Genomic DNA, 23,640 nt, shown 5'->3' with positions numbered 1-23,640 from the left:
CAGACCCGGCTTCGCCGAGCCGCCTTCTCCAGCGCGCGGGAGAAGAATTCGCAGGCCTACCGCTTTTTCTTGCCGCCGGTTTCCGCCGTTTTTTTGAAGCCGATGGCCAGCTGTGTGCCGAGCGCGAGAGCGCGCGCCTCGGTCACGCGTAGGGCGCAATAGCCGAAATCCGCCTCCTGAACATAGGAGCGGCAGATCTCTTCGCGACGCGCGGAAAAGCCGGCCTGTTCGCGCACCAGCTCCTTGCGCTGCGCCTTGTCGGATTTGATCCGATCATAGAGCGCCTTGAAATCATTGCGCACGGTCTGCTCGATGCGGGCGCGCATCGTCAGCATCTCCTCGGCGCGCTTGGGATCGAATTCATCCGCGCCCATTCCCCAGAGTCCATTGGGGTCGGCGCGGCAATCGGCCTGTTTCAGTTCGCAGGCCTTGCCGTCGGAGCTGACCAGAATCGCCCCGTCCAGCGCGTCGAAACCGAAGGGGCAGGCGGGAAACGCCACCTCATAGCGCCGCAGCCCGCTCGTCGTCTCCCGCGGCGTGAGCGGTAGGGGCTCGGAAACCTCGATGCGGCAGGTCTCGCCGGAGCGCGTCAGCCGATCGCCGACGAGCGAGAGCCGCGCCACTTCCAGCGCGCCGCCGCCACGGCGCTGCAATTCGATCGAGCCGCGCGCGTCGCCGTCCTGGTGGAGGACGTGTCCGACGATCGTCTCCTCGCTCGGCAATTTGGGCGCGACGGGCGCGACCGTGGCGCGCGGCTTGGGCTTCGAGCCCTCCGCCGGCGCCGCCACGGCGCCGGCCGGCGCAGGCGCGACGGCGCCCGGCAGCGCCATTTGCGCGCGCGCGCCGGTCGATGCGGCGAAAGCCGATAGAAGCGCCGCGCCGGATAGAATCGCGCGGATGGACGGTCTGGACATGAAAGCAACAAAGACTGAAAGACGCGGCCTCGGCAAGTGCGGATCGAGGCCCCGTCCGAGGCGGGTCAGCGCGGCGCCAGCACCATGATCATCTGGCGGCCTTCCATCGAGGGCTCGAGCTCGACCTTGGCGATGGTGGCCGTCTCTGCCTTCACGCGGGTCATCAGGCGATAGCCGATGTCCTGGTGGGCGATCTCACGACCGCGAAAACGCAATGTGACCTTGACCTTGTCGCCCTCTTCGAAGAAGCGCTGCACGGCCTTCATCTTCACGTCATAGTCGTGCTCGTCGATGCCCGGGCGGAGCTTGATCTCCTTGACCTCGACGATCTTCTGCTTCTTGCGGGCCTCGGCGGCCTTTTTCTGTTCGAGAAAACGAAATTTTCCGTAATCGAGAATTTTGCAGACCGGCGGCTCGGAGTTGGGCGCGATCTCGACGAGATCGAGCGCAGCCGTCTCCGCCAGAGAGAGGGCGTCGAGCAGAGGAACCACGCCGTGGTTCTTGCCTTCCGAGTCGATCAGTTGCACCTCGCGCGCGCGAATCTCCCGGTTGATGCGCGGACCTTCCTTCTGTGGGGCCGCGGTGCTCTTCATTGGACGGCGAATGGATATTCTCCCTTCAGGATGAATCGGTCGTCTTCCGATCCTATCCGATTCGCGAGAGAAAGCGGCAAAAGCCGTCTTTTCCCCCGGGAGACCCGGTGGATGGCCGACGCCGAAAGAATCTCACTCTCCTCGGCGAAGTCAACCGCCGATATCGAACAATTCTGGGCGAGGGGCTGAAATTCGCGCTCAGCCGCAATCGGCGAAGGCGGGGCAGGAGGCTCCGCAGCCGCCGCCGCCGAGGGCGGCGCAGGCGGGCTCGGCCTCGCCGCCGCTCGCCGGCTTCGCGATCAGCGAGAGCTGGCGCGTCAATTCGACGCTTCCGCAGGCCGGACAGGCGGGAGTGTCGCCCGAGCGCACCAAGGTCTCGAATTCTTTATCGCAGGAATTGCAGCTATAGGCGTAGAGCGGCATCGCAATCCTCGTCGCCGGAACAGGTTTCGCGATACATGCGCTCGCGCCCGCGCCATTGCAAGCCGTGGCTCCTGCTCACGCGCCGCCGCCGGCGAGGCGCAGCGCATAGGCGCGAACATCCTTCGGCCACCCGGCCATTTGCGCCTCGAAGCGCGCGGCGTCCCCGGCGAAGAGCGCGCGCAGCGCCTCCTCATAGCCCGGCAGATTTCCGGCGACGTTCGAAAGGAAGCGATAGGCGGCCTCGCGCGCCGCGCGCGTGCGGTCGTCCGCCCCGCTCTCGCGCCGGGCGTTGTCGACGAGCCGGCGCAGCGTCGCCGAAGCGCCGCCGGGCTGGGTGGCGAGCCAGTCCCAATGGCGCGGCAGTAGCGTGACCTCGCGCGCGACGACGCCGAGCCTGGGCCGTCCGCGTCCGCGCGCGCTCTCGTCGCCCGTCTCCGGCTCGGCGGTTCCGCTTTGCGGCTTGCCGCTGGCGGCGGGGGAAGCGGCGAGCCGCGCGATGATCGCGGCCTTTCCGCCGCGCAGATCGAGATCGACGATCTCGCCCGTCGCATCGTCGAAAGTGAGAATATGGCCGTCGGCGGCGTCGGCGCTCTCGACCGCGAGAGCGACCTCCACCAAAGGGCCCGCGGCCAGCATCCGGCCCTCGGCGAAAGCGGCGCAGGGCCGCGACAGACGGGAGAGGAGATCATTTTCCATGCGCTATTTATACCCATTAAAAATTACGCAAGTCAATAATACCCGGAATAAATAATCGGCAAGCCGCAAGGGCGCGCGGCCCTATCTTTCTCGACGGGTCCTTTTGGGACCGCCACGGAGACCGTCCGATGATTCGCCGGATCGCCCTTTGCCTCTGCCTCTGCTCGACGCCGACCCTCGACGCCGGCGCGGAGCCCTCGCCGGAGGCCGAGACCCGCCGAATAGAGGCGGATCTGAGCCGCATCCATATGCCGGAAGGCTTCTCCATCTCGCTTTATGCGCTGGTTCCACATGCGCGCACGCTCGCTGTCGGACGGCGCGGCGCCGCCATTTTCGTCGGCACGGATGCGAACCGCATTCATGTGCTGACGCCGGGCAGGGAGGGCGCCGCTTCGGTCGATGTTTTCGCCCCCGACGCGCCTTTCGTCATTCCGCATGGGCTCTGCTTCGACGCGGAGGGAAGCCTCTTCGTCGTCGAGCAAAATCGCATTTCGAGCTTCCCCGCGGCGGAGACAGACTGGCGCCGGCTCGCCTGGAAAGACGCGCGCGGCCTCGCGCCGCAGGGCGGGCTCATCCCCGCCGCCGAGCAGAGCGCCAATCACACGACGCGCGTCTGCCGCATCGGGCCGGACGGCAAGCTCTATGTGTCGCTCGGCCAGCCCTACAATGTCACGCCGCGCGACAAGCTCGAGCTCTTCGACAAAATCGGCATGGGCGGAATCATCCGCATGAATCGCGACGGCTCCGGCCGCGAGGTTTTTGCGCGCGGCATTCGCAATTCTGTCGGCATGGATTTCGATCCTTCGGATGGGACGCTCTGGTTCACCGACAATCAGGTGGATAGCATGGGCGACGACACGCCGCCGGGCGAATTGAATCGCGCGACGCGGCCGGGATTGCATTTCGGCTTTCCCTGGTATGGCGGCGGCCATGTGCGCACGAATGAATATGCGCGCGATGCGCCGCCGCAGGGCGTCGTCTTTCCGGAGGTGGAGGAGGCGCCGCACGCCGCCGATCTCGGCATGACCTTCTATCGCGGCTCGACCTTCCCGCCCTATTATCGCGGCGGAATTTTCTCGGCGCAGCACGGCTCCTGGGACCGGACGATGCCGGTCGGCGCGCGCGTGATGTTCACCCGCGTCGGCCCGGAGGGAAAGCGCGGCGTCAGCGAGCCTTTCGCGGAAGGCTGGAACGATGGCGATCCGCAATATCTCGGCCGGCCCGTGGATGTGGCGGAGCTGCCGGACGGCTCGCTGCTGGTGACGGACGACCAGAATGGGGCGGTCTATCGGATCGTTTATAAGGCGCCGTGACGAATGACCTTTTGTATTGACATTATCCACACACGGGCTTTTCAATAGGCTGATCGTCAGAGGAGAGTCGAATGCCGACCGAGGCGTCGAAACAGCCGGCGGCGCCGGCCAGAGAGCGTCACGACTCCACAGTGAATGTGCGCATGTCGACGACGACGCGCAATCTGATCGACACCGCCGCCTCGCTCCTCGGCAAGACGCGCAGCGAGTTCATCACGGAAAGCGCTCGAAACCACGCCGTCGACATATTGCTCGATCAGCGCCTGTTCGTGCTCGATGAAAAAGATTTCGCGGAATTCGAGGCGGCGCTGGATCGGCCGCCGCCGCCCAATGACGAGCTGCGAGCGCTGCTGAAGAAGAAGCCTCTGTGGGAGAGGTAGAGCGCGGGGCGATATTTCATGCGCCCGCGCGGCTCGATCCCACCAAGCATGACTTTCGGACCTTCGACTGCGGCAAGCCTCGGCTGAACGAATGGCTGAAGCAGCACGCGGCCGCGAGCGAAGGGCGTAGCGCGAGAACCTATGTCGCCTGCGAGGGCGACAAGGTCATCGGCTATTACTGCATCTCCGCGGGCGCGATCGAGCGTGCGGCGATTCCTTCCAAGGTCAGGAAGCATGGCCTTCCCGATCCGATCCCGGTGAGCATCATCGGCAGGCTGGCGCGGGATGTCGGCCATGCCGGCAAGGGTCTCGGGGCCGATCTGCTCGCCGATGCGCTGAAGCGAATATTGTCCGCTTCGCAGACGATCGGCGTGAGAGGCGTGGTCGTTCACGCGCTCGATGAAGAATCGGTCCCTTTCTATACGAGGCGCGGGTTTCTTCCCTGCAAGCTCGGCGAGCGGACGTTTTTTATGCCGATCGAAACGATCGAGAGCGCTCTGTGAGTCCGCGCCCAAGTCGGCGCGAAATAAGTCGGCGCGAAATCACAGAGGCATCGCCAAGGCGGCCGCGAGCGCGTCTCTCATTTCTCTCATTGATCGCCGTCGAAGCCGAAGGCGAGCTCGGGAAGATCGAGCGCCGCCACGATCTGCTGGAAACGCGCATTGGCGCTCGTATTCTTCAGCACCAGCAGATCGATCGCCGCGAATGCGTCGCGGCGCTCCAGCCAGACATCCACCGCGCTTCCCGACAATGCCGCGCCGAGCGGCGCGGCATAGAGGGTCCAGAACAGCTTCTGACGTTCGCGCGGGTCCTGCGTGGTGATTTCCTCGCGCGCTCGCGCGATCGTCTCCGCCAATCGGCTCGCCGTGGCGGAGAGACGCGCGCGCAGGCAATCGCGATAGGCTTCGATCTTGCTCCGCTCGGCTGCGGAAAGATGCGGCAGCATATCGTCCAGCGCGCCGGAGACGATGATTTCCGCCGCGTCCTTGGGCTGCGCGAGATGCGCCTTGAATTTGTGAACGCGCGCATAGAGCGTATTCTTCACCTTCAGCATATGGCCGTCGTCGAAGCGCACGACATAGCCTTCGCCCTCGGTCTCCGCGAAAGCGCGCGCAGAAAAACTGTCCCAATCCGCGATCGAATCGAAAGCGCGCACGAGCGGAACGCGCAGCCGCCGCGCATGATCGGCGAGCTGCGCGTAAGCGACATGATCGCCGGTCTCGCGTTCGCGCAGGCCGGTCAGCGTCAGAGCCGGTGCGGCGTGGCGGACGACGACGATGTTTTCCGGCGACGTCCATTCGAAAATCGGCGTCAGCCCGGCGACGACGAGATCGCGCAGCGCGGCGCGCCCGGCGCCGTCTCCATCTTGCGTTTCGTACCAGGCGAGCGCCTGGCGCGCTATGTCGCTCACGCCCCAACGCGTCGCGAAGGCGAGCGCGCCATCGGGCCGGATGAAAGCATGAATCATCGAGCCGTCGAGCTTTTCCAGCACGAGATGGCGATCGGCGAGCGGCAGATTCGTCGCCAGCGTCTCCTCGCGTTCGCCGGCGTTGAAGAATTTCTGATAGGGACGCGACAGCAGCGCGCCGTTCTTCGCGTCGAAGGTCAGGCCGCGCAGCTCGCGCGCCAGCGCCGCGAATTGCGTCGCGCCGATTGGCGGAAAAACCTGATTGTCCATATAGGCGTAGTCATAGACAATCGTGCCATTGTGACGTTCGCCGCGCTTGAACGCCTCATGCATGAGGCCGGCGTCGCGATGCCTGTCGATATCGTCGAGATGCCGAATGAGAGGAAAAGCGTATTTCATGGGTCACTCTCCGCGCCCGGCCGCCGCAGCGGCCCGAACGCTGAAGAAGACCGGACTAACAAATCATGTGAAAAGCAGGTTGCCGAGCGCGCGCAGGCCCACGCCGCCACCGCAGTGCGGGGCGTTTTTCTGAATGCGGGCAAAATTGCGCATGTCGCTCATGCGCGGCGCGATACGCCTGTCATGCGCGAAAAGCAAGAGGCTTCGTTGCTCCGCGCGATGACGCTCAGGCGATGAAGACGCCATTCAACGCCTTCCCGTCATGCCCCGTCACGCGCATTTCCAGCATCCGCCCCGCTTCCGCGCCGGGCGTGCGAATGAGCGTGAAATCGTCGGCGCGGGCCATGCCGCCTTTTTCCGTCAGCACGCGCAATGTCTTGCCGATCTGCGCGTCGAGATGACGGATGAGCGCCGCTTCTCCGGCCGCGCGCAGGCGGGCGGCGCGCTCCCTCGCCAATGCGCCATTCACTCGAGGCATCAGCGCCGCCGGCGTTCCGGGACGCGGCGAATAGGGGAAGACATGCAGATGCGTCAGCCCGCACTCCTCGACGAGAGCGAGCGTGTGGGCGAACATGTCTTCCGTCTCGGTGGGAAAGCCGGTGATGAAATCGGCGCCGAAGACGATATCCGGCCGCGCCGCGCGCAATTCGGCGCAAAAACGAATGGCGTCGGCGCGCGAATGGCGACGCTTCATGCGCTTCAGAATGAGATCGTCGCCCGATTGCAGCGAGAGATGCAGATGCGGCATGAGCCGCGGTTCGGCGACCATGCAATCGAAAAGCGCGGCGTCCGCCTCTATGCAGTCGATGGAGGAGAGCCGCAGCCGCTCGAGCTGCGGCAATTCCCGCAACAGCGCGCGCGCGAGGCCGCCGAGCGTAACGCCCTCGGCGGAATAGCTGGTGAGATCGACGCCGGTCAGCACGATCTCGCGCTTGCCGCTCTCGACCAGCCGCCGCGCCTCGGCGACGACCTCGCCCGGCGCGATGGAGCGCGAGGGACCGCGGCCGAGCGGAATGATGCAGAAAGTGCAGCTATGATCGCAGCCGTTCTGCACGGCGAGAAAGGCGCGAGTCTGCCCTTCGGCGGCGCTGTCGGCGCGCGTCTCGCCCGGCTCGGTCAGCACCCGCATGACGCCATCCATTGCGGCGAAGCTCTGCGGATCGATGCGGGCCGCGCAGCCGGCGACCACGATCTCGGCCGCCGGCCGCTCGCGCTTCAGGCGGCGGATCGCCTGGCGCGCCTGGCGCGTCGCCTCGGCCGTCACGGCGCAAGTATTGACGATGACGCGCTCGCTTTGCGCGCCGGCGCGCGCCTCGCGCAGCAGCCGCTCGGAATCGACGTAATTGAGACGGCAGCCGAAGGTGACGATGTCGACCGCGGCGGTCACGATTCCGGCTCGGCGAAATAGCGCGCTTCCAGCGCCGTCTCGAATTCGAGCTCGACGTCGCCGGTCATCAGCACATGATCGTCCGCCCCCCAGGCGATGACGAGCTCGCCGCCGGGCAGGCGCACGCGCGCCTCGCGGGCCGAAAGGCCGCTTCGGGCGGCCGCCACCAGCGTCGCGCAGGCGGCCGAGCCGCAGGCCCGCGTCTCGCCCGTGCCGCGCTCCCATACGCGCAGCAAAATCTCGTCCTGCGTGATGATCTTGGCGAAGGAGATATTGGCGCGCTCGGGAAAGAGCTTGTGATGCTCGAGCTGCGGCCCGAGCGTCGCGAGATCCATAGACAGCGGGTCGTCGACGAAGAAGACCGCGTGAGGATTGCCCATATTGACCGCCGAAAAGGCGGCGGGCGCCCCCTGGATTTCCGGCGCAAGCGTCACATTTCTCGTATCGGGCGCTTCCTCGGCGAGCGGGATCTCCCGCCAGCCGAGACGCGGGGCGCCCATATCGACGGCAAAGCGCGTCTCGCCGGCGCGCCATGTGCGCACCGGGCCGGCGTCGGTCTCCAGCGTCAGCGTCTCGCCTTCGCCGGCGCGGCCGAGCACATAGGCGACGCAGCGCGTGCCATTGCCGCAGGCGGCGGAGAGCGAGCCGTCGGTATTGTAGATGCGCATGAAGGCGTTGGCGCCAGCATGGCGCGGGGTCTGCAGGACCATGAGCTGGTCGAAGCGCAGGCCGGGGGCGCGGGCGATGGCGCGCGCCTCGGCGGGCGCGACCTCGAGGCCGGCGCGGCGCAAGTCGAGAACGAGAATTTCATTGCCGATCCCGTTCATGCGAAAGATCGGGAGGCCGGCGAGCGGACTGGTCATCATGCCGTTCATTTCCTGTTACAGGCGTATATAGAGAATCGAATCGCGACGCTATGGCCGGCGCCTGCGCTTTCCAAGAGGACGAGACCGATGAGCAATTCGAGCGGTGAGGGCGTCACGCAGAGATTGAAGCGGGCTTGGCCCTTTGTCGCGGGGCTGGCTGTTCTCGCCGTCGTCGCGGGAGCCTTTTTCGGCGCGACATCCACCCCGCCCACCCCCACCGCCGTCGTTCTGGCGCCGAGCGCGCAGGTCGCGGCGGAGACGCCGCAAAAGCCCGCGCCCGCCGCGCCGGACAGCCCCGTCGCGCCGAAGCCGACGCTGGACCTCAACGAGCCTTCGCCGGCGGAGGCGGAGGCGCAGGCGCAGGCGCAAGCCGACGCTATCGCCGGTCAGGCGATCGATATCATCGCCCGTCCCGTCGTCAAATTGCGCGGGCAGGGCACATGGGCGGACGGACTCAAGACGCTTTCCGAGGCCGTCGCCAATCTGCGCATCGCCGCCTCCAAGGCTGGCCTCACCGTGGACGGCCGTCCGCTGGTCGCCTTCACCGAGACGGATGACAATGGCTTTCATTTCGAGGCCATGCTGCCGCTGACGCGCCCGCCCGAGACCAAGGCCAAGTTCGAGCACGGTGTCGAGGCCGGCGCGTCGCCGGCCGGCAAGGCGCTGAAATTCCAGCATCGCGGGCCTTACGAGGAGATCGACTCGACCTATGAGGCGATCACCGCCTTTCTGGACGAGAAGGGTCTCGACACGAAAAATCTGTTCGTCGAGGAATATCTCACCGATTTGAAGACCAGTGACGACGATGGGCTCGAGGTGGATATCTACGTGTTCTTGAAGTGAGGGTCATCGCTTCGCTTTTGCGAGCGCCTGCAGAGCCGTCGAAATCGGCAGGAAGTAGGAAGATGATCTGACCGCGAAAGCAAGAAAACCGAGGCTTCGATAGAAGGCCTCGGCGCTTTCGTCCTTCGCCTCCACGACGATCGCGAATATCGCGGGATCGGCCCTCGCCGCTCGCACGACGGCGTCCATGACCATTGCGCCGGCGAGGCCTCGCCGTCGAAATTTCACATCGACCGCAAGCCTGCCGATCAGTCCGGCGGGAACCACGCCGTAGCGCGGCAGCTTTCTCACGATCGCGGGCGGCAGCTCGGTGAGCGGCAGGCTGGCCGCGGCGAAAGTGTAATAGCCCGCGATGGCGCCGACGTCGTCGAGCGCGACGAAGCAATTGCTGATGCGCCGCTTCACATCCTGTGCAGCGAGCTCGCGCAGATAGCGGTCGAGCGGCTCGACGCCGCAATAAAATCGCTCCCTGTCATGGATCGAGCTCAGCGATTCGATACGAAATTCGACCGTCACTTCGTCGCCTTGACGAGCCGACGATAGGCGTCGGCGGCGCGCTGCAATCCGGGCGACGGCGCGGGTGGGTCGAGAATCGCATCGGCGAATATGCGCTGATCTTCGACCGAGAGTCGGATGATCTGGGTTTCCTCGATCGTGCGAATCGCCGCTTCTTGCGCGGCGACCACCACGAAATCGCTGACGCTTCGGCCTTGGATTTCGGCGGCGCGTTTGATCGTGGCCAGCGCCTCGGGCGCGAGACGCGCTTCGAGCCGCGCCGTTCGGTTGTTTTCTGCGCCCATGACGCCTCCGATTTTTGACGCCTCCGATCTTCGACCAACTATGTACGGTCGATTGCCGGACAAATCAACCTCCCTTTCCCTCCGCCTCCGGCCGATATTCCAGAATGTCGCCCGGCTGGCAGTCCAAGACCTCGCAGATCTTCTCCAGCGTATCGAAGCGAATTCCTTTCACTTTGCCGGATTTCAAAAGGCTGACATTCTGCTCGGCGATGCCGATGCGTTGCGCGAGATCGCGCGAGCGCATTTTGCGCCGCGCGAGCATCACGTCGAGATTGACCACGATCGCCATGTCGGCTCACACGAATTGCGCGTGCTCGCCGGCGATGTCGGCTGCGGTCTTGAAGATATGCGCTATGGCGATCAGCACCAGCAGGAAGATGACGTTCAGCAGATCCTCGAGCCTTATGTAGCCGTGATGATTCTGTCCGGGCGGCAGATGCGATGCGATGGTGAGAATGATCGCCGAGCGCATGACGACATCCAGCAGCACGGTGAACAGCCCGATGACGCCGGCTCGCCGCAGCCAGAGCGCCGCCTCCGCGGAGAAGACGCCGCCCTCGCGATAGAGGCTGAACACGCGCCACAGGCAAAAGCTGATGACGGCGGCGAAGACCCAGACGAAGAGGCTCAGCGCCGTCGCCGTCGCATATTGGCTTTGTGAAGCGCCCGAAACATCGATCTGCAGCAGCTCGCGATAATGGCGCTCGACCTTTCCGTGATCGGCCCAGAAGGTCAGTATCGCGAGGAGATCGGCCCCGGCGAAGACAATGACGAGCGCCCGGACCGTCTGGCAGATCCAGCCGATGCGCACCCGCAGCGCGGAAAAACGCGGGTCCTGAAAAGCGACGGCGTCGGTCATGGGTTGCATCCTCCTTGGTCGCGTCATGCGCGATAGAAACAATTTGACGCATATTATTTTTAATGTCAAACATGAAAATATAATCGAACAACAGGAAGCGATCCATGACCCGCGGCCTCCCGTCTCTCGCGCTCGCCTCTGCTCTTTTTCTTTCGGCCTGCAACGGCGTTCCGCTCTCCACGCAGTGGAAGCTGCGCTCCTTCGATCTCTCGACGGCCGACGTCGCGCCGCTCCGTGTCGCCTTGCGCGCGCCCGATTGGCTGGAGCCGACGCCGACGAGCGCGCGGGTCGTCGTCGCCTATTGGCGGGAGGGCGAGGAGGCGGCCAAGCGCGTGCTGACGATTCGCCTCGTCTCCGGCGCGAGGGCCGAAGACGGGCCCATTCTCGCCGGCCTCGAATCGACGCTGAGCGGCGGGCTCGTGGTTTTCGAGGCCGACAGGCGGGATCTCGCCGCTATCCGCGCCGCGCAGGAGGAAGGAATGCGCTGGCGCGAGAGCGGCGCGAAAGCCCACGGTTCGCTCGAGCTCGACGGCGGGCTGTTCTGTCGCCGCGCGGAAATCCCCGCCGGGGCGGTGATTTTCGACGTCTATGTGCATACGGATGATGCGCTCGGCTGGCTGCCGTTGCTGATCGGCCATGACGCGCACCGGCCCGGCGCGGACGAGAAAAAGCTCGCCGACTTCATGCCGCCCTGCGCCGCCGCGCCCGCCAATGTCGCGGCCAAGACGCGGCGATAGCGCAAAGCTCCGCCGCCGTCCGATCTCGCTGGCCTTCTCCCCCTTCCGCGCGATATGATCGCGGCCATGCTGCCCACGGGCAGGGTTGGAAATCCAAGTCAATGAACGGCGACGAGCTTTCCGTCGGCTTCGAAATCTTCGAAATCATCTGGATCGATCTGCTTCTTTCGGGCGACAATGCGATTCTCATCGCTCTCGCCTGTCACAAGCTCCCGAAACAGCAACGGCGATGGGGCATAATTCTGGGCGCGGCCGGCGGCGTGACGCTGCGCATCGCCTTCGCCTTCGTCGTCATACAGCTCATGGCCATTCCGGCGCTCAAGGCGATCGGCGGGCTCTTGCTGCTCGGCGTCGCCACCAAGCTGCTCATCGACGAGACCGAGCATCACGTCGACGCGAAAGAGGACCTCTGGGGCGCGGTGGCGGCCATCGTCATGGCCGATGCGGTGATGTCGCTCGACAATGTCATCGCCATCGCCGGCGCCGCGCGCGGCTCCATGCCGCTCATCGTCTTCGGCCTCGCCGTGTCCGTGCCGATCGTCGTCTTCGGCGCCGGCCTGCTGATGCAGGCGCTGTCGCGCTTTCCCATTCTCGTCTGGGCGGGCGCCGGCCTGCTCGGCTGGATTTCGGGCGAGCTCATCGCTGGCGATCCGGTCTGGACGAAGCTCGGCTGGACCGCGCCGGCCCATTTCGAATTGGCCTCCTCTATCGTCGGCGCCGTTCTGGTGCTCGTCGCGGGCTTTGTCGCGTCGAAGCTCGAGGAGCGCGCCGAGGCGCGGCGCCGAGCCGAAAGCAAAGGCTGATCGCCGATGGTCCTTGCGCTGCTGAAATGGACGCTGCTCGTCGTCGTCGGACTTTACTTTCTGTCGATGGCGGGCCTCGGCCTGTTTCAGCGACGCCTGCAATATCTGCCGGACAGGCGTCATATCCCGCCGCATGAGGCGGGCCTCGCCGGCGTCGAGGAACTGACGCTTTCGACATCGGATGGCGAGACGATCGTCGCCTGGCACGCGCCGCCGCGCGAGGGGCGGCCACTGTTGCTCTATTTCCACGGAAACGCCGGCGGGCTGGTGGATCGCGCCGCGCGTTTCCGCAATTTCCTTACCGCCGGCTATGGCTTTCTCGCCATCGCCTATCGCGGCTATGCGGGCTCCAGCGGAATGCCGACGCAAGAAGGCGTCATGCGCGACGCCGAGGCCGCCTATACGGAGGCCCGCGCGCGCGGCTACGAGCCGGAGCGCCTCGTCATCATCGGCGAATCATTGGGGTCCGGCGTCGCGACGCAGCTCGCGGCGCGGCGCGCGGCGGCGGCCTTGGCGCTCGATTCGCCTTTCTCCTCGGCCGTCGACGTCGCCGAGACGCGCTTCGGCTTTTTGCCCGTGCGCTGGCTGATGCTGGATCAGTTCCGCTCCGATCTCGCCATTCGCGACGTGCATATGCCGCTGCTGATCGTCCATGGAGACGAGGATGGCGTGGTGCCGATCGCGCTCGGGCGGCGGCTGTTCGATCTCGCCAATGAGCCGAAGACCTTCTTCCTCGCGCCCGGCGGGCAGCATTTGGTGCTGGGACTGCCGGACGTGTTCCCGCGCGTCGCGCGCTGGCTGGATGCGACGCTCGCGGCTCCGCGTCGCATGGAGGCGAGCGACTGACGTTCAGCCGCGCGAGGCGCCCTGCTTCGCGATCGGCTGCTGCGGATCGAGCGCCAGAGCGCGCTGATAGGATTCGGACGCCTTCTGGCGATTGCCTTTGCGCTCATAGGCGAGGCCGAGCCAGGCCCAGGCCGGCGCGCTCTTATTGTCGACATTGAGTGCAGCGTTGAAATCCTCGATCGCCTTGTCGTAATTGCCGAGCGTGACGAGGCTCTCGCCGCGCGCCTGATAGGGCGCCGCCGCGAAAGGATCGCGATCGATGGCGTTGTCGAAATCGGTGACGGCGCGCTGATTGTCGCCGCGCTTCTGATGGATCAGCCCGCGCGCGTGAAACGCCTGCGCGCTCTCGGGATTGAGCTTGATCGCCGCATCGAGATCGGCGAGCGCCTGCTCGAGATTGCCCTGCGCGCGCAGCAGATTGGCGCGGCCGATATAGGCCGGCGCGTGATTGGGGTTGACGTCGACGGCGCGGTCGAAATCGAGCCGCGCCTGATCGTTGCGGCCGATCTGGCGGAAGGCGAGGGCCCGATTGGTGAAAGCGGCGGCGTTATTGGGCTCGATCTTGATCGCCTGGGAAAAATCGGCGATCGCCTCCTGGAACTGGCCGATCTTCGCCAGCGCCACGCCGCGCGTGTTGTACGCCTCCGGGCTCGGATTGCGGCGAATCACCTCGGAGAGCGATTCGATATTGGCGTTGGCGGCTCTGGGGTCGGCGGCGTCGGTCTCGGCGAAGCCGCGTCCCGGCGGCCGCAGCACGCCGGCGGTCTCGCAACCGGCGAGGGCGAGTAGAGTCAGCATCGCGGCGCTCGCGCGCAGAGGCGCGCGGCGGCGAGATGCGGGGGACGTCCGGCGAACCGCCGAGCCGAGCGGCAATTCCATTCCGTCCGACCTCCTCGAACAAAGTCCTGAAAGCGCGGAACGCGCGATGACGACGATCTATACCGGGCAATTCGGCGAGAATTCGACGGTGCGCCCGCTTTTAACGCGCTCAGCGGCCGCCGACGGCGGGCTTCGCTTTCACCGGCAGCAGGCCTTCGCGCTGCAGCTTCTTGCGGGCGAGCTTGCGCGCGCGGCGCACGGCCTCGGCCTTCTCGCGGGCCCGCTTCTCGGAGGGCTTCTCATAATGGCCGCGGAGCTTCATCTCGCGGAAAATGCCTTCGCGCTGCATCTTCTTCTTCAGCGCCTTGAGAGCCTGGTCGACATTATTGTCGCGGACGAGAACTTGCACGAAGCGATCCTGTTTCTAGAGGCGGCGCGCGCCCCGGGTGGAGACGTTGCTGCGGGTGAGAATAGTCGGTCGGGCGCTGACGGAGCGCCTGACCCGTGCGCGGGGAATTAACAGAACCGCTCGGCGTTGTCCACACGCAGCAGCGGCGGCGTCGCCGTTATCAGTACAAACCGATAGGCCGGGAGCGCCCCGCCCGCTTCTGGTTTTCCCGCGGCGCGAGGGTGGATTTTTACGGCGGCTTTCGCCACCATGCCGCAAAGCGCGCGTTACGGCGCGCGTCATGCGGCGTTTTCTGGAGACGACATGAACAAGCCGATCAGCAAAGGGGAATTGAGCGTGGCCGATGGCGCGGAGGCGATCCGCGCCCGCTATCGCCGCGATGATTCGCCGACCCCGCCCGTTTGGAACGAGACGCTCGAGCTTCTGCTCGCGCATCGCTCCATTCGCGCCTATCTGCCGGAAAAAATTCCCGCCGAAACTCTGGCGACCGTCGTCGCCGCCGCGCAATCGGCCTCCACCTCCTCCAATCTCCAGGTGTGGAGCCTCGTCGCCGTGGAGGATGAGGCGCGCAAGAGCCGCCTCGCCGATCTCGCGGGCAATCAGCAGCATATTCGCGACGCGCCTTTATTTCTTCTGTGGCTCGCCGATCTCTCGCGGCTCGAGAATATCGGCAAGGAGCAGGGCCGCGACGGGGCGGCGCTGCCCTATCTCGAAATGTTCCTCACCGCCGCGATCGACGCCGGCCTCGCCGCGCAAAATGCGCTGGTCGCGCTGGAATCGCTCGGCTTCGGCGGCGTTTATATAGGCGGGATCCGCAACAAGCCTGAGGAGGTGGCCAAGGAGCTGGATCTGCCGCCGGGCGTTTTCGCCGTCTTCGGCATGGCGGTCGGCCGTCCCGATCCAACCAAGGCCGGCGGCGTGCGCCCGCGCCTCGGCCAAGGCGCCGTTCTGCATCGCGAGCAATATGCCTGGAACGAGGCGCAGCGCGAGGCTGTCGCCACTTATGACGGGAAGTTCCGGGATTTCCAGAAGGAGGCGGGCCTTCCCGAGCAGGGCTGGATTCGCCAGGCGCTCTCCCGCATTCGCGGCCCGGAGAGCCTCAGCGGCCGCGACCGGCTGAAGGATGCGCTGCGGGCGTTGGGATTCGCGTTGAAGTGAGCCGGGTGGAGGCGGCGGCCGCAACCGCCGCCTCCACGACTGCGCCCCGCGGACGCGTTTCGGCGAGCGTCTCTTGCGGAAACTCGGCCTTGAACAAAAGCGAGAATTGAAGCAATCTGCCAATTGCGAGATTTCGACGTCCTTACTGTTACAATCCAATTTCACTGGAGAATTGATCATGCAGAACGATGTGGATCGCGACTTGTTCTGGCTGGTCCTAGGAGCGCTCGTCGGCATGTTCGCCGTAGTGTTCCACAAATTCACATTCGGCTTCGATCTGCCCGCATGGCTCGGAGCGCTCATACCGTTGATTTCGGCCGTCGTCGTGGGCTCGATCGGGCCTCGCCTCGGCGAAAGAGCGTCCGCGCCTCCGATCGCCTATAATTGAGGAGCGCCTGGACATGTCCAATGTCGTCACGGGAGGCAGCCTGGGCGGAGCTCTATCTGTTCTGATCACCTGGGCTTCGAAGGTGTTTTTCCATTACGATATGGCGAGCGAGGTCGCCTCCGCTATGTCGGTCGTGCTCATCGCCCTCGGCGGATGGATCGGGAGACTCACCACTCCGGCGAGCCAGTAACGCCAGCGCGGACGGCTCGCCCGGCATTTTGCGTCGCCTGCCGTATGCCTTCGATCGCCATCCTATCGGCAGATCGTTCGGCCCCATCGAGATTGGTCGTGCTTCGGGCGCGCGTTCGAAGCATTATTGCCAAGCGCGACATGCTTGCCTTATCAAAGCCTCGGCCCAAATTCGGGCGACACGCGACTTACGCCGACTTGTATCGGCGAGTGGGCGCATGAGGAGAGCATATGATCGCCGTAACCTTCCCCGACGGGGCGTCCCGTCAATTCGAGCCCGGCGTCTCCGGCCTCGATATCGCCAAGAGCATTTCCCCTTCCCTCGCCAAGCGCACTGTCGCCATGGCTCTCGATGGAGAGCTGCGCGACCTCGTCGACACGATCGACCGCGACGCCAAAATCGAGTTCGTCTCGCGTGAAGACCCGCGCGCGCTGGAGCTGATCCGTCACGATTGCGCGCATCTTCTGGCGGAAGCGGTGCAGGAGCTCTATCCCGGCACGCAGGTCACCATCGGCCCGGTGATCGAGAACGGCTTCTATTACGACTTCTATCGGTCCGAGCCGTTCACGCCGGACGATCTTCCCGCCATCGAGAAGAAGATGCGCGAGATCGTCGCGCGCGACGCCGCCATCACCAAGGAAGTCTGGAGCCGCGATCAGGCCAAGACTTACTTTACGGCGAAGGGCGAGGCCTTCAAGCGCGAGCTGATCGAGAGCATTCCCGGCGGCGAGGACCTGAAAATCTATCGCCAGGGCCATTGGCTCGACCTGTGCCGCGGCCCGCATCTGCCGTCGATCGGCAAGGTCGGAACAGCCTTCAAGCTGATGAAGGTGGCGGGCGCCTATTGGCGCGGCGACCACAACAACCCGATGCTCTCGCGCATCTATGGAACCGCCTTCGCCAAACAGGAAGACCTCGACGCCTATCTGCATCGGCTCGAGGAAGCGGAGCGGCGCGACCATCGCCGCCTCGGCCGTGAGATGGACCTCTTCCATTTCCAGGAGGAAGGGCCGGGCACGATCTTCTGGCACGAGAAGGGCTGGGCGCTGTTCCAGAGCCTCGTCTCCTATATGCGTCGGCGCCAGAAGGCTGCGGGCTATCGCGAGGTGAACACGCCGCAGGTGCTCGACCGCGCTTTGTGGGAGACCTCCGGCCATTGGCAGACCTATCGCGAAAATATGTTCCTCACCAAGACGGAGGACGAGCGCATCTTCGCGTTGAAGCCGATGAACTGCCCCGGACATGTGCAAATCTTCAAGAATGGCTTGAAGTCCTATCGCGACCTGCCGGTGAAGATCGCCGAATTCGGCATTGTGCATCGCTATGAGCCGTCGGGCGCGCTGCATGGCATGATGCGCGTGCGCGCCTTTACGCAGGACGATGCGCATATCTTCTGCAATGAGGACCAGATCATGGAGGAGGCGTTGAAGGTCAACGACCTCATCCTGACGATCTATAAGGACTTCGGCTTCGACGATGTGGTGGTGAAGCTCTCCACCCGGCCGGAGAAGCATGTCGGCTCCGATGAAGCCTGGGCCAAGGCCGAGGCGGCGCTCCACAAAGTGCTGGAGGAGCTCGCTGCGCGGGGCTTGAAGACCGGCGTCAATCCGGGCGAGGGCGCTTTCTATGGGCCCAAGCTCGAATATACTTTGCGCGACGCCATCGGCCGCGAATGGCAATGCGGCACGACGCAGGTGGACTTCAATCTGCCGGGGCGTTTCGGCGCCTTCTATATCGGCGCGGACAGCGAGAAGAAGACGCCGGTGATGATTCACCGCGCCATGTTCGGCTCGCTGGAGCGCTTCACCGGCATATTGATCGAGCATTACGCGGGTCATCTGCCGCTGTGGCTCTCGCCGCTGCAGATCGTGGTGTGCACCATCACGCAGGACGCCGACGACTACGCCTATGAGGTGGCGGCGGAGGCGCGCAAGCTCGGCCTCGCGGTCGATCTCGATCTGCGCAATGAGAAGATTACCTATAAGGTGCGCGAGCATTCGCTGGCCAAGGTTCCGGCGCTGCTCGTCGTCGGTAAGAAGGAGGCGGCCGAGCGCACCGTCTCCATCCGCCGTCTCGGCTCGCAGGCGCAGAGTTCCGCTACCCTTGCCGACGCGCTGGCCGCGCTCGCCGCCGAGGCGACGCCGCCGGATGTGAAGGAGGCGTAATACCGCTCGCGACAGGCGCTCGCGGTCGCGGCAGCGCGATCGCGAGACGCCGTGATCGAGGCCGGGATTGGCTTTCGTCAAATCGCGTCATTTGCGGGCGTCGCCATATTGCCGCAGCGCGATGCGCTCCAGAGTGTCGCCGGGATAGATCGCGTCTCGCCCGCGGCCGGCGGCGGTGCTTCCGGCGCAGTCTGCGCGACAGCCGGCGATCGAAGGCAATTTGGTTTACCGGCGCAATGGATATTTCTCGCGGCGGCACGGAATCGTGAACGGCGAACTTGCACATGCGGCCGTGGGCGTCCCGCGAGTCGATCCCGTCGGCGACGGTTAGTCTGGGCGTCATCGTCTTGTTCGCCGTACGCCTGCGAAGAAACGTCAGCAGGACGGGTTCGACCGTGCGCAGCGAGCGGAAGAGCCTCTCGCACCATCTTCAAGAGTCCTTCTCGCGTAATTTCGCGATCCATTTTGAACCGCTTATCGTTACAGGAAATTTCACCATTCTTGTGAATGACGCCGTCACCGCGCTCGACATCAATGCTGTCCCCGAGCCAAAGCGTCGCGCCTTCCCACAATTGTGCGGGCGGCTTTGGCGCTATGGCGAGATTGGACAATTTCGAAAGCGGTAAGTCGCGAGCTCTGCATTATGCGGTCCTCACGACCTTGCACCACCAGCGCAGAAAATGAACTTCCATAATTCACGACTATGCAAGACATAAATAAAACAGAGATTGCGATGGGGATTTTCTTCGCGATAGTTCGTTCCACTCGCGAGGGAACAGGTGATGATCGATCGTCGATATTTCAGCCGAGCGGTCGCCGCATCCGCTCTCGCCCTGCCCGGCGTCGCGTGGTCGGAGTCTCCCGTGCTGCGCCTCGGAACGATGCGCCTGAACAGCGCGGCGCCATTTTTTGTCGCATCTGATAAAGGCTTTTTCGAAGACGAAGGCTTGAAGGTCCAAGTCGAATATTTCGACGCCGCCGCCCAATTGCCCGTCGCCGCCGTCGCGAATTCGATCGACGTCGGCATGACCGCCTTCACCGCCGCTTATTTCAACCTCGCCGCCAAAGGCGGGCTGAAACTCGTCTGCGGCGACAGTCGACCGCATCCCGCCTTTCCCAATAATCAGCTGGTGGCCAGCCGCAACGGCTACGACGCCGGATTGCGCTCTTTCGCAGACATTCGGGGACGTCGCCTGGGCATAACGACCATCGGATCGTCGTTCCATTATCAGTTCGGCGTGATTGCTGCGAAATTCGCCTTCCCACTGTCGCAGGTCGAGCTCGTCCCTCTTCAGACTTTGCCGAACGTCGGTTCTGCGGTCGCCGCCGGAAAGCTGGACGGCGCCATCCTTCCCTCGACGGTCGCGGACCCGTTGGTCAGAGCGGGCTCCGGCCTCTTCATCGGAAATACGGCCGAAGTCGACATGACGCAAGGAAGCGGCGTGTTTACCCGCCCCGATTTCATCGCCGCCAATCGTGCGGGGATGGAACGCTTCGTGCGAGCGCATCGGCGTGCGATGGCCTTCAGCAATCGAGCCGTCAATCGGCTCGACGAGCGAGGCCGACCGGTCGACAGCGACGAGCGAGAGGAGCTTCTCGAAATCGTCGCTCGGCGCACGGGCCAGACCAGGCAGCAGATCAGCTCGACCTTCGGCTATTACGATCCCGCCGCCGGCTTGAACCTCGAGGACGTCCGCAAGGTGCTCAGATTTTGGCAAGGCCTGGGACTCGTGAAGCGAAACGTCGACGCCGAACAGGTCGTCGACCTCTCTTTCGCGGCTTGAAGCCGGCCTCGGGGAGGACGCAATGGAACTGGAGCTTCGAGGATTGGGACACGACTTCGGGTCGTTGACCGTTCTCGACAATGTCTCGTTCGCGGTGCGAAAATCCGAGATCGTCTCTGTCATCGGTCCCTCTGGTTGCGGAAAGTCGACTCTGCTGGCGATCGCCGGCGGCCTCATCGCGCCGAGCCGAGGATCGGCTGTCTCGCTCGGCGTTCCGCCGGCTGCGAGCCTCAACCCCTTCACCTTCGTTTTTCAGGACGCCGGGCTGCTGCCGTGGCGGACCGTGGCCGGCAATGTCGCATTGGCGCTGGAGGGTCGGCCGCTATCGCGAAAGGCGCAGGCCGAGATCATCGAGGAAGTGTTGGATCGAACCGGTTTGTGCGGCTTCGCGAAAGCCTATCCGAAGCAATTGTCGGGCGGCATGAAACAGCGCGTCGGCATCGCCAGGGCGCTGGCCGCTCGTCCTGCCTTCCTCCTCATGGACGAGCCCTTGTCCGCCGTAGACGCGCAGACGCGCGAGCTGCTGATGGAGGAGTTCCTCGCCCTGTGGCTGCGAGACCGCGTTTCGATCCTCTACGTCACCCATAATCTCGACGAGGCGGTGCGGCTTTCCGACCGGATCGTCGTGCTCTCGAGACGGCCGGGCCGCGTCCGCGAAATCGTCGACGTCGCAATTCCGCAAAGCGAGCGCCGCCGCCCCGATGTCGCGAGCGAATTGTCGGCGATGCAGAACGACATCTGGAATCTGCTTCGATCGGAGGCGCGCAACGCCGATCGAGAGCTTCTGTCCCTGGAACGAGCCGATGTCTGAAGCCCATACGCCATCAGCGATCGGAGTTCCGAGCACGGTGCGATTCCGGGGCGGCGGATTCGAGATCACGCCGAAACGGTGGTTCGCTCCGGCATTTGCCGTTGTGCTCGTCGGAGCGTGGCAGGCCGGATCGACCTCGGGGCGGATCGATCCGCTGCTGCTGCCGGGGCCGGTCGACGTGCTCGAGACACTCTATCGCGAGCTCGCGCAAGGGGATTTGGCGATCCATATCGGCCAATCGCTCACTCGACTGCTGTTGGGCTGGTCGATCGGGAGCCTCGCGGGCCTGAGCGTGGGGCTCTCGATGGGACTCTGGTCCTGGTGCCGAGCGATCGGCGACGCCGCGATCTCTTCCCTATACCCCATTCCCAAGATTGCCCTGCTGCCGCTCTTCATACTCTGGCTCGGAATTGGGGAGTCCAGCAAAATAACGACGATTGCGCTCGGCGTTTTCTTTCCTATGGCGGTGTCCGTATGCGCCGCCGTCGACGCTGCGCCGCGTCCTTTCATACGCATGGCCCAGAGCTTTGGACTCGATCGCCTGTCGATCATCGTCAAGATCGTGTTGCCATCCGCCCTCCCAGCCATGTTGGCCTGCGCACGCATAACCGTTTCCACAGGCCTGGTGCTCCTCGTCGCCGCCGAGATGATCGGCGCACAATATGGGATCGGCGCCTATATTCTCGCCGCCGGCAACATCATGGACTCCGAGAAGCTCCTCGCCGGCGTTCTCGTAATCTCTCTCCTCGGAACATGTGCAGGGGCGGTGATCGCAGCGCTCGAACGCACGCTCTTGCGCTGGCGTTGACCCGCTCGCTCATCGGATCGTCATTCATGAAAGCTCTCCAAAAAACAGCGCCGAGCTTCGGAGTCGAGTTTCGCGAGGTTCCCCGTCCGGTCCCGCGCCCAGGCGAGGCGCTCATCGAAATCACTGCGGCCGGCGTTTGTGGGACGGACGTGCATATCTTCGAATGGAGCGGCGGCTATGAATTCATGGCGCCGCTGCTTCCGCTGACGCTCGGGCACGAATTCGCGGGACGCGTGATCGACGTCGCCGGCGACGCAAACGGATTGGCGCCCGGCGCGCTCGTCGCCGTAATCCCTTCCGCCCCATGCGGAAGTTGCGCGCATTGCCTGAGCGGCGCAGCCGAATCTTGCGAGCGTCGGTCAGCCAAGGGCACAAGCGCCGACGGCGGCTTCGCGCCTTGGATCACAGCGCCTGTCGTCAATTGCCTCGAGGCGCCGAACGGCGTCGACGACGAGCTCGCAGCGCTCGCCGAACCATTGACCGTCGCGCAGGAAGCCGTCCTGAAAGGCGGAGTGACGCGCGGCGATCGTGTGCTCGTCATCGGTCCTGGAACGATCGGACAGGCGATCGCCCTCTACGCCCGCATGGCCGAAGCCGCGGAGGTCGTCGTCGTGGGGAAGAACGATCCCCTCCGTTTCGAAACGCTGCGCGCTCTCGGATTTTGGGACCTTGTCGACATTGGCGACGGCGATCTCGAAACCGCTTTGGCGTCCCGCTTCACAAGCCAGAAATTCGATATCATTTTCGAGGCGACCGGCGTTCCGGAGGTGGTTCAGCAAAGCCTCACATTCTTGCGCAAGGAAGGCGTTCTCGTCGTCGCTGGGATACACCCGCGCCGGGCTTCGCTCGATCTCACCCGCCTCGTGCGCGAAAGACATCAAATCCGAGGCACGCAACGCGCTCCGCGCAATGTCTGGCCGCGTGTGCTCGACAGCCTCGCGACCGAAGGCGAACGGTTTCGCCATATGATCACGCATCGCATGTCGCTCGATCGCGGCGTCGAGGCCTTGGAATTGGCGCGGACGCGTCGGGCCTCGAAAATCATTCTCTCGCCGGTTGTTCGAAAGAGAAGTTCATGACCGCTGTCTCGATCGCCTCCCATGGAAATGTCGTCGTTATTTCGATCGATCGCCGAGAGCGACGAAACGCCATCGACATCGACGTCGTCCGTGGACTGCAAGAGGCGTTCGCCCAATTCGACGCGTCCGATGGCCGCGTTGCGGTGCTGACCGGGGTCGGCGACGATTTTTCCGTCGGATCCGATCCGAATGTCCCGGTAACGGAGCTCTGGCGCTGTATGCCGACGATCGGAATCGTTACGAAAAAGCCCATCGTCACCGCCGTCGCCGGCGAATGTCGAGGCAGCGCCTTCACTCTCAATATGTTCGCGGATCTCTGCGTCGCAGACGAAAGCGCGAACTTTTGCTATCCGGAAGGAACGCACGGGGCCTGGGGCGGCCTCGCCGCAGGTCTCGCAGCGCGCATTCCGCACAAGATCGCGATGGAAATTCTGCTGTTGTCGCAGCCTATCTCGGCGCGCCGCGCCTATGAAGCCGGACTCGTCAACCGTCTCGCGCCGCGAGGGAAGCATCTGGAAACGGCGCTCGAAATCGCCCGCGTCGTCGCGACGCGCGCTCCGCTCGTCATGCAATCGATGAAGCATTTTGTGACCGACCATGTGCTCGTGCAGAGCCCATCGGAGATACTCGGACGGACGACGCGCGACCTGACTGCGGTCCGCACGAGTCAGGACGCAGCCGAAGGCAAACGCGCGATGGCCGAGGGACGCGCACCCGAATTCGTCGGCAGATGAGCGCCCGGCTCGGCGATAACAAGGGAAT

At 64.5% G+C, this 23,640-nt stretch carries 30 protein-coding genes; 17 read left to right on the top strand and 13 right to left on the bottom strand.

What is annotated here, in order from left to right; genetic code table 11:
- Positions 1 to 56: 56 nt before the first annotated feature.
- The 4 genes from C5689_RS03905 to C5689_RS03890 all read right to left on the bottom strand — a co-directional run bounded on the left by C5689_RS03905 (position 57) and on the right by C5689_RS03890 (position 2,626).
- Complete coding sequence (locus C5689_RS03905; protein WP_108915959.1) at positions 57 to 914, bottom strand: hypothetical protein; 858 nt, start codon at positions 912 to 914, stop codon at positions 57 to 59.
- A gap of 65 nt (positions 915 to 979) precedes the next feature.
- The gene (gene infC, locus C5689_RS03900; protein ID WP_108915958.1) at positions 980 to 1,507 is read right to left on the bottom strand and encodes a translation initiation factor IF-3; all 528 of its coding nucleotides are present in this window, start codon (positions 1,505 to 1,507) and stop codon (positions 980 to 982) included.
- Positions 1,508 to 1,705: 198 nt separating this feature from the next.
- On the bottom strand, positions 1,706 to 1,930 hold the full coding sequence (locus tag C5689_RS03895) for an FmdB family zinc ribbon protein (protein WP_108915957.1): 225 nt from the start codon (positions 1,928 to 1,930) through the stop codon (positions 1,706 to 1,708).
- Between the two features lie 75 nt (positions 1,931 to 2,005).
- Positions 2,006 to 2,626, bottom strand: a complete 621-nt coding sequence (locus C5689_RS03890; RefSeq protein WP_108915956.1) for a DUF2239 family protein — start codon at positions 2,624 to 2,626, stop codon at positions 2,006 to 2,008.
- 128 nt (positions 2,627 to 2,754) lie between these two features.
- Here C5689_RS03890 and C5689_RS03885 point away from each other — a divergent pair, with 128 nt between their 5' ends.
- The 3 genes from C5689_RS03885 to C5689_RS03875 all read left to right on the top strand — a co-directional run bounded on the left by C5689_RS03885 (position 2,755) and on the right by C5689_RS03875 (position 4,822).
- On the top strand, positions 2,755 to 3,939 hold the full coding sequence (locus C5689_RS03885) for a PQQ-dependent sugar dehydrogenase (protein ID WP_108915955.1): 1,185 nt from the start codon (positions 2,755 to 2,757) through the stop codon (positions 3,937 to 3,939).
- A gap of 71 nt (positions 3,940 to 4,010) precedes the next feature.
- On the top strand, positions 4,011 to 4,319 hold the full coding sequence (locus C5689_RS03880; protein ID WP_108915954.1) for a type II toxin-antitoxin system TacA family antitoxin: 309 nt from the start codon (positions 4,011 to 4,013) through the stop codon (positions 4,317 to 4,319).
- Positions 4,307 to 4,822, top strand: coding sequence for a GNAT family N-acetyltransferase (locus tag C5689_RS03875; RefSeq protein ID WP_206605350.1), 516 nt, complete (start codon positions 4,307 to 4,309; stop codon positions 4,820 to 4,822). The genes C5689_RS03880 and C5689_RS03875 overlap by 13 nt, the downstream gene beginning before the upstream one ends.
- A gap of 86 nt (positions 4,823 to 4,908) precedes the next feature.
- Here the strand turns inward: C5689_RS03875 and C5689_RS03870 are convergent, their stop codons facing one another.
- The 3 genes from C5689_RS03870 to dapF all read right to left on the bottom strand — a co-directional run bounded on the left by C5689_RS03870 (position 4,909) and on the right by dapF (position 8,376).
- The gene (locus C5689_RS03870; protein WP_108915953.1) at positions 4,909 to 6,126 is read right to left on the bottom strand and encodes an RNA ligase; all 1,218 of its coding nucleotides are present in this window, start codon (positions 6,124 to 6,126) and stop codon (positions 4,909 to 4,911) included.
- Between the two features lie 226 nt (positions 6,127 to 6,352).
- Complete coding sequence (locus C5689_RS03865; protein ID WP_108915952.1) at positions 6,353 to 7,513, bottom strand: MiaB/RimO family radical SAM methylthiotransferase; 1,161 nt, start codon at positions 7,511 to 7,513, stop codon at positions 6,353 to 6,355.
- Complete coding sequence (dapF, locus tag C5689_RS03860; RefSeq protein WP_167398681.1) at positions 7,510 to 8,376, bottom strand: diaminopimelate epimerase; 867 nt, start codon at positions 8,374 to 8,376, stop codon at positions 7,510 to 7,512. Before dapF ends, C5689_RS03865 begins: the two co-directional genes overlap by 4 nt.
- A gap of 90 nt (positions 8,377 to 8,466) precedes the next feature.
- On the opposite strand from dapF, the gene C5689_RS03855 reads away from it, so the two are divergent.
- Positions 8,467 to 9,222, top strand: coding sequence for a GyrI-like domain-containing protein (locus C5689_RS03855; protein WP_108915950.1), 756 nt, complete (start codon positions 8,467 to 8,469; stop codon positions 9,220 to 9,222).
- A gap of 3 nt (positions 9,223 to 9,225) precedes the next feature.
- Here the strand turns inward: C5689_RS03855 and C5689_RS03850 are convergent, their stop codons facing one another.
- The 4 genes from C5689_RS03850 to C5689_RS03835 form a co-directional block, all read right to left on the bottom strand.
- Complete coding sequence (locus C5689_RS03850) at positions 9,226 to 9,738, bottom strand: GNAT family N-acetyltransferase (protein ID WP_108915949.1); 513 nt, start codon at positions 9,736 to 9,738, stop codon at positions 9,226 to 9,228.
- Positions 9,735 to 10,022 (bottom strand): type II toxin-antitoxin system TacA family antitoxin, encoded by a 288-nt coding sequence (locus C5689_RS03845; RefSeq protein ID WP_108915948.1) that lies wholly within the window; start codon positions 10,020 to 10,022, stop codon positions 9,735 to 9,737. The genes C5689_RS03850 and C5689_RS03845 overlap by 4 nt, the downstream gene beginning before the upstream one ends.
- Positions 10,023 to 10,086: 64 nt before the next feature.
- Entirely contained in the window at positions 10,087 to 10,311 is a 225-nt protein-coding gene (locus C5689_RS03840; protein ID WP_024881568.1) for a helix-turn-helix domain-containing protein, read from the bottom strand.
- Positions 10,312 to 10,317: 6 nt separating this feature from the next.
- On the bottom strand, positions 10,318 to 10,881 hold the full coding sequence (locus C5689_RS03835) for a DUF2975 domain-containing protein (RefSeq protein WP_158271743.1): 564 nt from the start codon (positions 10,879 to 10,881) through the stop codon (positions 10,318 to 10,320).
- Positions 10,882 to 10,985: 104 nt separating this feature from the next.
- On the opposite strand from C5689_RS03835, the gene C5689_RS03830 reads away from it, so the two are divergent.
- The 3 genes from C5689_RS03830 (at position 10,986) to C5689_RS03820 (ending at position 13,267) form a co-directional block, all read left to right on the top strand.
- The gene (locus C5689_RS03830; protein ID WP_108915946.1) at positions 10,986 to 11,618 is read left to right on the top strand and encodes a hypothetical protein; all 633 of its coding nucleotides are present in this window, start codon (positions 10,986 to 10,988) and stop codon (positions 11,616 to 11,618) included.
- Between the two features lie 101 nt (positions 11,619 to 11,719).
- The gene (locus C5689_RS03825) at positions 11,720 to 12,421 is read left to right on the top strand and encodes a TerC family protein (protein WP_108915945.1); all 702 of its coding nucleotides are present in this window, start codon (positions 11,720 to 11,722) and stop codon (positions 12,419 to 12,421) included.
- A gap of 6 nt (positions 12,422 to 12,427) precedes the next feature.
- On the top strand, positions 12,428 to 13,267 hold the full coding sequence (locus C5689_RS03820) for an alpha/beta hydrolase (protein WP_108915944.1): 840 nt from the start codon (positions 12,428 to 12,430) through the stop codon (positions 13,265 to 13,267).
- A gap of 3 nt (positions 13,268 to 13,270) precedes the next feature.
- Here the strand turns inward: C5689_RS03820 and C5689_RS03815 are convergent, their stop codons facing one another.
- Positions 13,271 to 14,146, bottom strand: a complete 876-nt coding sequence (locus tag C5689_RS03815; protein WP_108915943.1) for a tetratricopeptide repeat protein — start codon at positions 14,144 to 14,146, stop codon at positions 13,271 to 13,273.
- Between the two features lie 109 nt (positions 14,147 to 14,255).
- Positions 14,256 to 14,495, bottom strand: coding sequence for a 30S ribosomal protein S21 (gene rpsU, locus C5689_RS03810; RefSeq protein WP_018267543.1), 240 nt, complete (start codon positions 14,493 to 14,495; stop codon positions 14,256 to 14,258).
- 303 nt (positions 14,496 to 14,798) lie between these two features.
- On the opposite strand from rpsU, the gene C5689_RS03805 reads away from it, so the two are divergent.
- The 10 genes from C5689_RS03805 to C5689_RS03760 all read left to right on the top strand — a co-directional run bounded on the left by C5689_RS03805 (position 14,799) and on the right by C5689_RS03760 (position 23,612).
- Complete coding sequence (locus C5689_RS03805; protein WP_108916012.1) at positions 14,799 to 15,653, top strand: NADPH-dependent oxidoreductase; 855 nt, start codon at positions 14,799 to 14,801, stop codon at positions 15,651 to 15,653.
- 178 nt (positions 15,654 to 15,831) lie between these two features.
- Positions 15,832 to 16,041: a hypothetical protein gene (locus C5689_RS03800; RefSeq protein ID WP_108915942.1), complete on the top strand. Its 210-nt coding sequence runs from the start codon at positions 15,832 to 15,834 to the stop codon at positions 16,039 to 16,041.
- Positions 16,042 to 16,054: 13 nt separating this feature from the next.
- The gene (locus C5689_RS03795) at positions 16,055 to 16,231 is read left to right on the top strand and encodes a hypothetical protein (protein WP_158271742.1); all 177 of its coding nucleotides are present in this window, start codon (positions 16,055 to 16,057) and stop codon (positions 16,229 to 16,231) included.
- Between the two features lie 230 nt (positions 16,232 to 16,461).
- Positions 16,462 to 18,396, top strand: coding sequence for a threonine--tRNA ligase (thrS, locus tag C5689_RS03790; protein ID WP_108915940.1), 1,935 nt, complete (start codon positions 16,462 to 16,464; stop codon positions 18,394 to 18,396).
- 284 nt (positions 18,397 to 18,680) lie between these two features.
- Positions 18,681 to 19,022, top strand: a complete 342-nt coding sequence (locus tag C5689_RS03785) for a hypothetical protein (RefSeq protein ID WP_108915939.1) — start codon at positions 18,681 to 18,683, stop codon at positions 19,020 to 19,022.
- Positions 19,023 to 19,178: 156 nt separating this feature from the next.
- On the top strand, positions 19,179 to 20,180 hold the full coding sequence (locus tag C5689_RS03780; protein WP_108915938.1) for an ABC transporter substrate-binding protein: 1,002 nt from the start codon (positions 19,179 to 19,181) through the stop codon (positions 20,178 to 20,180).
- 22 nt (positions 20,181 to 20,202) lie between these two features.
- The gene (locus tag C5689_RS03775; protein WP_108915937.1) at positions 20,203 to 20,991 is read left to right on the top strand and encodes an ABC transporter ATP-binding protein; all 789 of its coding nucleotides are present in this window, start codon (positions 20,203 to 20,205) and stop codon (positions 20,989 to 20,991) included.
- 103 nt (positions 20,992 to 21,094) lie between these two features.
- Positions 21,095 to 21,799, top strand: coding sequence for an ABC transporter permease (locus C5689_RS03770; RefSeq protein ID WP_244594574.1), 705 nt, complete (start codon positions 21,095 to 21,097; stop codon positions 21,797 to 21,799).
- On the top strand, positions 21,745 to 22,878 hold the full coding sequence (locus C5689_RS19060) for a zinc-dependent alcohol dehydrogenase (protein WP_108915935.1): 1,134 nt from the start codon (positions 21,745 to 21,747) through the stop codon (positions 22,876 to 22,878). The genes C5689_RS03770 and C5689_RS19060 overlap by 55 nt, the downstream gene beginning before the upstream one ends.
- Positions 22,875 to 23,612 (top strand): enoyl-CoA hydratase-related protein, encoded by a 738-nt coding sequence (locus C5689_RS03760; RefSeq protein WP_108915934.1) that lies wholly within the window; start codon positions 22,875 to 22,877, stop codon positions 23,610 to 23,612. The genes C5689_RS19060 and C5689_RS03760 overlap by 4 nt, the downstream gene beginning before the upstream one ends.
- Positions 23,613 to 23,640 lie beyond the last annotated feature (28 nt).

The organism is Methylosinus sporium (genome assembly GCF_003113265.1).
Lineage (GTDB): Bacteria > Pseudomonadota > Alphaproteobacteria > Rhizobiales > Beijerinckiaceae > Methylosinus > Methylosinus sporium.
The sequence above is the reverse complement of the archived record's forward strand: the minus strand, read 5'-3'. Positions and strand labels throughout refer to the sequence as shown.

Excerpts from the sequence above, each read along its gene's own strand:
- C5689_RS03905 (WP_108915959.1), bottom strand. The coding sequence starts at position 914 with ATGTCCAGACCGTCCATCCGCGCGATTCTATCCGGCGCGGCGCTTCTA.
- infC (WP_108915958.1), bottom strand. The coding sequence starts at position 1,507 with ATGAAGAGCACCGCGGCCCCACAGAAGGAAGGTCCGCGCATCAACCGG.
- C5689_RS03895 (WP_108915957.1), bottom strand. The coding sequence starts at position 1,930 with ATGCCGCTCTACGCCTATAGCTGCAATTCCTGCGATAAAGAATTCGAG.
- C5689_RS03890 (WP_108915956.1), bottom strand. The coding sequence starts at position 2,626 with ATGGAAAATGATCTCCTCTCCCGTCTGTCGCGGCCCTGCGCCGCTTTC.
- C5689_RS03885 (WP_108915955.1), top strand. The coding sequence starts at position 2,755 with ATGATTCGCCGGATCGCCCTTTGCCTCTGCCTCTGCTCGACGCCGACC.
- C5689_RS03880 (WP_108915954.1), top strand. The coding sequence starts at position 4,011 with ATGCCGACCGAGGCGTCGAAACAGCCGGCGGCGCCGGCCAGAGAGCGT.
- C5689_RS03870 (WP_108915953.1), bottom strand. The coding sequence starts at position 6,126 with ATGAAATACGCTTTTCCTCTCATTCGGCATCTCGACGATATCGACAGG.
- dapF (WP_167398681.1), bottom strand. The coding sequence starts at position 8,376 with ATGACCAGTCCGCTCGCCGGCCTCCCGATCTTTCGCATGAACGGGATC.
- C5689_RS03855 (WP_108915950.1), top strand. The coding sequence starts at position 8,467 with ATGAGCAATTCGAGCGGTGAGGGCGTCACGCAGAGATTGAAGCGGGCT.
- C5689_RS03845 (WP_108915948.1), bottom strand. The coding sequence starts at position 10,022 with ATGGGCGCAGAAAACAACCGAACGGCGCGGCTCGAAGCGCGTCTCGCG.
- C5689_RS03840 (WP_024881568.1), bottom strand. The coding sequence starts at position 10,311 with ATGGCGATCGTGGTCAATCTCGACGTGATGCTCGCGCGGCGCAAAATG.
- C5689_RS03835 (WP_158271743.1), bottom strand. The coding sequence starts at position 10,881 with ATGACCGACGCCGTCGCTTTTCAGGACCCGCGTTTTTCCGCGCTGCGG.
- C5689_RS03830 (WP_108915946.1), top strand. The coding sequence starts at position 10,986 with ATGACCCGCGGCCTCCCGTCTCTCGCGCTCGCCTCTGCTCTTTTTCTT.
- C5689_RS03825 (WP_108915945.1), top strand. The coding sequence starts at position 11,720 with ATGAACGGCGACGAGCTTTCCGTCGGCTTCGAAATCTTCGAAATCATC.
- C5689_RS03820 (WP_108915944.1), top strand. The coding sequence starts at position 12,428 with ATGGTCCTTGCGCTGCTGAAATGGACGCTGCTCGTCGTCGTCGGACTT.
- C5689_RS03815 (WP_108915943.1), bottom strand. The coding sequence starts at position 14,146 with ATGGAATTGCCGCTCGGCTCGGCGGTTCGCCGGACGTCCCCCGCATCT.
- C5689_RS03805 (WP_108916012.1), top strand. The coding sequence starts at position 14,799 with ATGAACAAGCCGATCAGCAAAGGGGAATTGAGCGTGGCCGATGGCGCG.
- C5689_RS03800 (WP_108915942.1), top strand. The coding sequence starts at position 15,832 with ATGCAGAACGATGTGGATCGCGACTTGTTCTGGCTGGTCCTAGGAGCG.
- C5689_RS03795 (WP_158271742.1), top strand. The coding sequence starts at position 16,055 with ATGTCCAATGTCGTCACGGGAGGCAGCCTGGGCGGAGCTCTATCTGTT.
- thrS (WP_108915940.1), top strand. The coding sequence starts at position 16,462 with ATGATCGCCGTAACCTTCCCCGACGGGGCGTCCCGTCAATTCGAGCCC.
- C5689_RS03785 (WP_108915939.1), top strand. The coding sequence starts at position 18,681 with ATGCGGCCGTGGGCGTCCCGCGAGTCGATCCCGTCGGCGACGGTTAGT.
- C5689_RS03780 (WP_108915938.1), top strand. The coding sequence starts at position 19,179 with ATGATCGATCGTCGATATTTCAGCCGAGCGGTCGCCGCATCCGCTCTC.
- C5689_RS03775 (WP_108915937.1), top strand. The coding sequence starts at position 20,203 with ATGGAACTGGAGCTTCGAGGATTGGGACACGACTTCGGGTCGTTGACC.
- C5689_RS19060 (WP_108915935.1), top strand. The coding sequence starts at position 21,745 with ATGTGCAGGGGCGGTGATCGCAGCGCTCGAACGCACGCTCTTGCGCTG.
- C5689_RS03760 (WP_108915934.1), top strand. The coding sequence starts at position 22,875 with ATGACCGCTGTCTCGATCGCCTCCCATGGAAATGTCGTCGTTATTTCG.